This is a genomic window from Acetobacter sp. DsW_063, from assembly GCF_002153745.1.
Classification (GTDB): Bacteria; Pseudomonadota; Alphaproteobacteria; order Acetobacterales; family Acetobacteraceae; genus Acetobacter.
The window spans coordinates 1-7,440 of record NZ_JOPL01000054.1 but is presented as its reverse complement, the minus strand read 5'-3'; the positions used below and the strand labels follow the sequence as shown (position 1 = coordinate 7,440).

At 55.4% G+C, this 7,440-nt stretch carries 7 protein-coding genes and 1 pseudogene; 5 read left to right on the top strand and 3 right to left on the bottom strand.

The features are described from left to right. A partial coding sequence (locus tag HK28_RS09170; protein ID WP_143217380.1) for a transposase occupies window positions 1–247 on the top strand: 247 nt, incomplete at its 5' end. Window positions 248–531: 284 nt separating this feature from the next. Here HK28_RS09170 and HK28_RS09165 read toward each other — a convergent pair. Together HK28_RS09165 and HK28_RS09160 are read right to left on the bottom strand one after the other, a co-directional pair. Next, window positions 532–1,248, bottom strand: coding sequence for an NADPH-dependent F420 reductase (locus tag HK28_RS09165; RefSeq protein ID WP_369823636.1), 717 nt, complete (start codon window positions 1,246–1,248; stop codon window positions 532–534). Continuing rightward, window positions 1,248–1,838, bottom strand: coding sequence for a cupin domain-containing protein (locus HK28_RS09160; protein WP_086644291.1), 591 nt, complete (start codon window positions 1,836–1,838; stop codon window positions 1,248–1,250). Before HK28_RS09160 ends, HK28_RS09165 begins: the two co-directional genes overlap by 1 nt. Window positions 1,839–2,344: 506 nt before the next feature. On the opposite strand from HK28_RS09160, the gene HK28_RS09155 reads away from it, so the two are divergent. After that, window positions 2,345–2,827 (top strand): hypothetical protein, encoded by a 483-nt coding sequence (locus HK28_RS09155; RefSeq protein WP_143217379.1) that lies wholly within the window; start codon window positions 2,345–2,347, stop codon window positions 2,825–2,827. A gap of 133 nt (window positions 2,828–2,960) precedes the next feature. Beyond that, window positions 2,961–3,293, top strand: coding sequence for a hypothetical protein (locus HK28_RS09150; protein ID WP_086644289.1), 333 nt, complete (start codon window positions 2,961–2,963; stop codon window positions 3,291–3,293). A gap of 29 nt (window positions 3,294–3,322) precedes the next feature. On the opposite strand, the gene HK28_RS09145 is transcribed toward HK28_RS09150, so the two are convergent. Beyond that, a complete protein-coding gene (locus tag HK28_RS09145) occupies window positions 3,323–3,949 on the bottom strand; it encodes a hypothetical protein (RefSeq protein ID WP_086644288.1) in 627 nt (208 codons plus the stop codon). A gap of 580 nt (window positions 3,950–4,529) precedes the next feature. Between HK28_RS09145 and HK28_RS09140 the strand changes: the two genes are divergently transcribed. Both HK28_RS09140 and HK28_RS09135 read left to right on the top strand, forming a co-directional pair. Beyond that, on the top strand, window positions 4,530–6,941 hold the full coding sequence (locus tag HK28_RS09140; protein ID WP_369823635.1) for a TonB-dependent receptor: 2,412 nt from the start codon (window positions 4,530–4,532) through the stop codon (window positions 6,939–6,941). Window positions 6,942–7,268: 327 nt separating this feature from the next. After that, a pseudogene (locus HK28_RS09135) lies at window positions 7,269–7,440 on the top strand (IS6 family transposase); the annotation flags it as partial.

The following is a 7,440-nucleotide window of genomic DNA, read 5'->3' as shown; positions in this document are numbered from 1 at the left end:
CGACAGCAATAAAATCAGACAGTCTCTCGCAGACCGGAACATCACCGCCTGTATTCCGCCAAAGAAGAACAGGAAATCAAAGCCCTCTTACGACTGGCATCTGTATAAGAAACGCCACCTCATCGAAAACATGTTCGCAAAGCTGAAGGACTGGCGACGCGTTGCGACCCGATATGACCGGTGCGCTCATACCTTCATGTCTACAATCCATATCGCTGCAAGCTTCGTTTTCTATCTCAAAGAATGAGTCCTGATCCTAGATTAGCGCTAATGCATATGCAAATCTGCCAGGAAACCTTGGGATATCCATCGCAGCGAAAAGGAGCCGCTTACCCCGCTTTTCGACCGCTCTTGGAATGGCAGCTACCGCCGTCTGCCTTCCGAAACCCGCCGGATCATTCGTCCCCTGAAGCCGCAATTACGACGCGGCAAATCCCGCCTCGAGCTTTAACAGGCTTCATTTTCATGCACATCGCACGCATCAAGGACTTTGCGGAGATAATGCCGTGACTCCACCCTGTCGCACCGCGTTTATGGTTGAGACAAAGCAGATTTCAGGCCCGCAACGTCCTTCGTCACTTCAAAAGCTGGGCCGCCGGGCTGAAACATGACCGAACTGGCGAGGTCGCCGGTAACGACCGGATCAAATCCTGCAGCCCGCACAAGTCCCGAGATACTGTCTACAGCTGCGGGATCATTCCCGGCGATCGGAACCGCAAGCCTGGGCTCTGCACGATGCGCTTCGGACCGCAGAACGCTCATATCAATCGAGTTGAACCCGCGCACGACATGTGCGCCGGGGAAATACCGCTGGGTTGTTGGGCCAGCGCCATCGTGCGCGGCAGTTTCGGCAATCGCTCCATCACGAAAGGGGTAGAAGTTGCTTGGATCGAGCAAAGTCTTTCCCTTCACCGTCGTAGCCAACTGCTGGCCTAACGCGGGAATAGCGCGATACGGCACAGCCAGCACAACGACGTCGCCAAACTTCGCCGCCTGCTCCGGTGTGCCAGCAGATGCCAGGGGACCGAGTTGCCCAGCCGCCTGTTTCGCCTCATCAAGCGAGCGGGCCGAAAGCACTACGGGATATCCAGACCCGACCCACAGGCGCGCAAGCGTCGTACCCACCTGTCCGGCTCCGATAATACCAATCTTCAGGCGAGGAGTCTCTGCATACCCCCTATATGCAAAAGCAAGAAGGGCCGGGGTCAATATCATGCTGAGCGCGGTACGGCGCTTTATTGAATTCATTAGTATTTCCATAATCTGCTGACTGCACCGCCGGTCCCCTGTACGGGGTCCGACGAAGGAAAAGGCAAACTTGCCAAACGGGTCCGCTGGTCGCCGTCAGGCGCTTGCCTGACAATGTCGAACTCCTGACCCGGAGGGTAGGCGCCCACAACCTCGAAGGCCGCATCAGACGCAAGCTTCATATGCCCGACGCCCGCGGGCAAGACAACGATATCCCCCGCCTGCACTTGCACTTCACGGGCGTCTGGTCCGCCAAGCATGAGTCTGGCCGATCCCCCGGAGAACCCCAAAACTTCATGGCCTAGCGTGTGATAATGGTGAAAAGAATAGACGCCATTTCGCCACCTAGGCGGCCATCCGTTAGCCTGAAATAACACCTCAAATGCGGTTGCAGGATCCTCCCCACCCACCGACAAGGCGTTACGATACATAATGACCGGCAATGCTGGATTGTTCGGCACCCAATCATTCGCGTGTAGAACAAAACTCTCCACGTTCGCCGGTGTCGCCCCGGCGGTCGGTCTGACATACCCGCCGCCAAGGGAAAGGCCCAGACCCGCCAGATCCGAGTTGAAGGCGCGTCGCTCCATGGCTCATGCTCCTTGCTTGAATCCCGCAGTATTATTCGTTTTCCCGACGAATTCAACACATGCAGCCACCGCCTATCCCGGTTAGAGCGTCGTCACGTACAATGAGGCCTCATAGTTCTATAGAATGAGCCGAGATTCATGCCATGCGTGAAGCGCCATACTCACCTGAATCTGACCAACAAAGCCGAAAATTCCCTATATTTCGGGAATGTCGAGGATTTATCTTGTAAAAAAATAAACCGCCAAAAAATCCTCATTACCACGCCGTCAATCTGCGCTCAGCCCACTGGATAGTGCCGCCGCGCTCTTCGCCTCACAATGCCGAATTGCGGGCGTGCGCCGCATAAGCGCAATTAGCATGACATCACCGATACAGCACGATAACGCGCGGATTTTATCGAGACCGCTGTCAGTCTATGATGTGTAGCAACTACTTTAATCGGATGCTTATTTGACCTCACGAGCATACAATGGAATGTTCGGTATCGGTTCAAACGGAGTTCAGTGTGAAGAATATTTTTCTTGTCGCCGCCATAATCTCTCTTCCTGCATGTACTGAGCGGTCTGCCGTAAATGAACATAACAAAGCGTACGCGGAGTGTGACAGAATTCAGAAAAATATTCCAGAAAACTACTATTCACATGCAAGGTGCCTTAATAATGCCGATAATATTATGGCGAAGAAAACTGGCTACGATCAATTCGTGATTATGTCTATAAACTCGTCGAGAAACGTTATTGCAAAAAAATTAGATTCCGGAACGATCGGGAAAGAACAGGCTCAGGCAGAATTTCAAAAATCGGTGTCCGAGGCGAAGGCTCATGCTGCTTCAGGTGACACCGAACAAGGTGAACAAAGCGCAGAAGTGAAAATCGGCGTCAGCTCGAATCTTTCCGGGAGGCATAATATGGCAGGCGACGCTGGCAAAGTTGCCGCCACTCCCGGGGGCGGCGTCGCAGGTGAAGCAGACCAGAATGGCGGCAACTGACCAGACTTAACCAAGCATAATCCCCGTATCTTTCTCCTGCGCCATCGAGCACCGTGCGCGGCAAGTCGCGGAGTGTAAGGACCCACCCGATCGTACATCTCACCCTCGCCCTGATAGGGGAGGGGACGGGACTGTGGAAGCGTTGGCCGACACCGTGACGGTCAGGCCCCGGTTTCATGAGGCGACGCTGTGGCGGACCTTTGCGCGCGACATCTGGTTGTGCGGGCGGCAGATCGCGTCCAGCAGGCCCGGCGCGAGACCGGTTGCAGTGCCCGGACGCGGGGTGAAGTTCATAGCCGGGCGACCGCGCGTCGAGGACGGACCAACCGGGTCATTTATCCTCTCCAAAGATCCGGAATGCGTCTTCACCGTGCGCGATGCGCCGCGCATGGCGCTCGAGGCTATCTCCATTGCGCTGCGTGATGTTGCGGAAGTAAAAACCGTGGAACAGCGGCGCGTGAACTGACGACACGCCTGGTCCATATTTCGCCGGACTCACACTGGACATTTCATCTGGTCCTTCATGATCTTGCTCCAGGTCGCGGCGGGATTGAACTCCTTGACCAGTCCGTCGCCGCCATTCCCCACAAAGGCGCCCATGCCGTGCTGTATCATGTAGCGCGGAACGTAATCCGGGGGGCCTATCCTGGACGCCACGGTGCAGAACGCTGCGTGCGTCTTTGGATCGTGAACCATCAGTTTGAGCTGTGCATTAAACGCCGTCTCCTGAGCCTTCGACAGGTCTCCGTAGATCTCCATTTGCGCCGCGATGATCGCCTGATGGGCTGTCTCGTCCGAAACGCGATTCATGTCGAAGTGGCCATAGAGCACGGCGAGCAAATGCAGGGGCGCCGCCTCTTCGAAGCGGCCGGCGTCGATGCAGGCCTTGGCCGCTAGAAAGAGGTCGACAGGGTTGTTCTTCGCCGTAGCCCTGTCGAGCGTGACGCAGCCCAGGGTCGCCGTCGATTCCAGATTCCCCGGCGCCGTGATGGTCGTAATTTGCGCCCCGGACGTCGGCTCGTCACCAGCCAGCTGTCCGGCTGGCTGCGCGCGCCCATCCGACACGCCTAGGCAGAGCAGTAGCAGTGCAGGCAATACACGACGTGCGACAATACGATTCATGCGAAGAACTCCTTTGATCGCCCTTTGAGTAACCGTCTGGATCTAGAACGCCCGATGAACGCTAAAGCCGTCTTCATGTCGTATACTGAAAAAGGGGGGCGGGAGAGCGAGGCGGCGCCCGTCCCGCGCAGCTTTGAGGCCGTGGCCGTTCCTTGCCGACCTGTTCGCGGGATGGTCAACCGCTCGCCCCCACGCAACCGATCGCGCCATGCGACAGGGCACGGGTGCTGCGTAAATTATCAAGATTGCCCGGCCGATATTTGTCGGGCTGGACAGTCGGCAGTTTGACGCCAGCAGCGCCATTGCCGATTTCTTCTTTTCACTCGCTTCAGCAAAATAATTCCGTAAGAAAGATTTGATGAAAAACTACCGGTGGACCAATATTTCCAAGGCAGACCGTAGCTTCGATCCGCCGCTTTGTTATATTTAACTGACACTCGGTGTGTGTTCCGCGTGGCAATTTACAAATTCGAAATTATGCCTTAATGCGTACAATAATAGTGATTTATGAGCTAATCGATCATACACAGGATTGTTGTTAGTGCTGAGCACAAGGGGTGAGACTGATCAGGCAAAAAAGGTGAGAGCGAGAACATACCGAACGGCGGGCCGTGTCGTGCTTCTGGCCGGGATTTCAGGGTTCGCTCTGGTGCTACGCCCCGGCGTCTTGCACGCACAAAACGCGTCCGATGGCGGAATCCTAAGTCCCTTTGCATCCGAATCTCAAAACGGCAGATCGCCACGCACGGAGCGTATTGTTGTTAATGGCGACATTGACCACACGGCGGGGCACGCCCCAGGGGGTGGGTTAATCAGGCCGCGACATGACCCCAAATCGGTCAGCGCGGTGGATCGCGACTATATCTCGAAACAGGCTCCTACCTCCACCGCGTTCCAGTTGATCTCTGTTCTTCCCGGCGCAAACGTCTCGACGTCCGACCCGTTTGGGTTTTCAGCGTCGACCGATATCACTGTACGTGGCTTAGGTAACGATGCGATCGGTTATGTTCTCGAGGGCATGCCGCTTAACGATATTGCCTATTACTCCGGCTATCCCGCCCAATTCGCAGATAGCGAGAATTACGAAAACGTCTCCCTTGCGCAAGGGGCCGCAGACCTCGACAGCCCGGTCCTGAATGCCGCCGGTGGCCTCATGAGCCTTGCGTTCCGAGATCCTCCTCGCAAGTCTGGAGGATATGTTGCCGCCTCGTATGGGTCGTATGACACAAACCGTGAATTTATCCGTCTTGAGACAGGGAACATCGGCAATAGCGGGATACGAGGTTTTGTCTCTTATTCCCATGGTGCGACCGATAATTGGCGCGGGCCGGGACGTGACACCCGACAGCATGTCGATTTCAAGTTCCTCAAAGCCTGGGGCGAGGGTAATCACGCGGCGATCCTCGGGTCATGGAACAGCACGATCACAAGCTATTATCCACAGCCCACGCTTGCGGCATGGCGGCAGGACGGGATACATGGCGCCAATAATCTTGCAAAAACGTACGATCCAACCAATGCGAACGGGGGAACGGATTACTGGCGCCTGTGGCGTGATCCCGAACGAACGCTGTATGTCGGCGCACCGGTTCATGTCGCGTTGACCCAACGTCTTTCCCTGGATGTGACGCCCTATACGCAGTTCGCATACGGCAACGTTCCTGCAGGTTCATCTCTGGCTGAAGGCGGGTTGTATAATGGCACACAGCCGCTCGGCCATTCTCTTTATCTGCCCGACGCCGTGGACGGTACTGCCGTCGTCCGGGCCAACTACACCCAGCGCAGTTATCGCTCCGGCTTCAATTCAGCCCTCCACTATCGCTGGAAAGCAAACACTTTCGTGCTTGGCTACTGGTATGACTATTCTGATGATAACGAGCAAGACAGCTTCTCCCCTGTTGATGCCAACGGGTATGCTGCCGATATATGGGCCGAACGAAAATCGCTCACCATCAAACTCGCTGATGGGTCGCAGTTTCTGGCAGACAGTAACCATACGATTTCCCAGACAAATGCTCTTTTTCTGGGCGATCATGTGTCACTTCTGCATGATCGTTTAACGATCGACGCCGGCTTCAAGGCCGTAATGTTGACCCGCAACGGCGTGAATTCCATGCCCGGGCCGCAATATCGGTCCGATGGAAACTATTTCGAACCACTGCCGCGGATCGGCATGCGATGGAAACTGGGTGATCAAAGCCAGATATTTTTAAATGGAACAGCCAACTTCCGTGCACCCGCCAGTAACGCGTTTTTCAACGCCTACGACCAGGGTTCTGGGGAGGCCTATCAAAAGGGCGTCTCCAACACCAAGCCGGAATACTCGATATCCGAAGAGATGGGCTACCGCTACACCGATCGCTGGATCGTCGGAAGCGTGACATTCTTCAATTACAACTTCACCAATCGTCAGGTTGCGACGGAACTGAACGTCAACGGGTCATTGATTCAGTCTACTGTCAACGCCGGGGGACAGACGACGCGTGGCGTCGATGTGGAACTCGGGACACGACCCTGGCATCATCTCAGCCCGTATGTCTCGGGCGAATATCTTCACGCGACAATCGACAATGACATTGTCGCTGACGGTGACGCGTTGCCCACACGTGGTAAGACAGCCGTGCGGAGCCCGCCACTACAGGCGGCTATGGGATTGAGCTATGACGACGGGCATTTCTTTGGCGTCGTGACTGTAAAATATGTCGGCCATCAGTATGCGACGTTCATGAATGACGAGCGCATACCGGAACATACTACGGGCGATCTCTCGGTGGGCTATCGGTTCTCGGACATCGCACACTTTCATACACCAACCATGCGCCTGAACTTCATCAACATCACAAATCAGCATTTCCTTTCGGGCGTTGCGGGGCCGACACTGAACGCCAAGGATACAACGGGCCGCTATGGCAGCCTTGTTTCAGGCAGCGCACCGACTTATTACGCCGGCAGTGGTTTCGCAGCGCTGTTTACAGCGTCGATAGGGTTTTAGGACTTCTAGCCTCAGGACTCATTCTTTGAGATAGAAAATGAAGGCCGCCGCGGTATGGATTGCTGACATGAAAGTATGAGCGTAGCGGTCATATCTGGATACAACACGTCGTCAGTCTTTCAGTTTTGCGAACATGCTTTTGATCAGATGGCGTTTTTTATACAAATACCAATCGTAAGGCGGCTTTGATGCCCGGTGCTTTTTCGGGAGGATGCAGGGGTGCTGTCACATTAACTTCTGGGCTGTAGAATGCCCTGCATGAGCGCTCTTCCTGTCAGCTACAAACGTCACCGCTTTGGGCGTGATCTGATTGCACACGCTGTGTGACTGTATTTCCGGTTCCCGCTGAGCTTCCGCCTGATCGAGGAGATGCTCCTCGAGCGCGGGATTGTCGTGTCGTATGAGACGATCCGGCGCTGGAGCCTGAAGTTCGGAGCTGCGTTTGCGCCTAGGCTACGCCGCAAGCGCGCGGCCCCCGGCGACGTGTGGCGTCTGGATG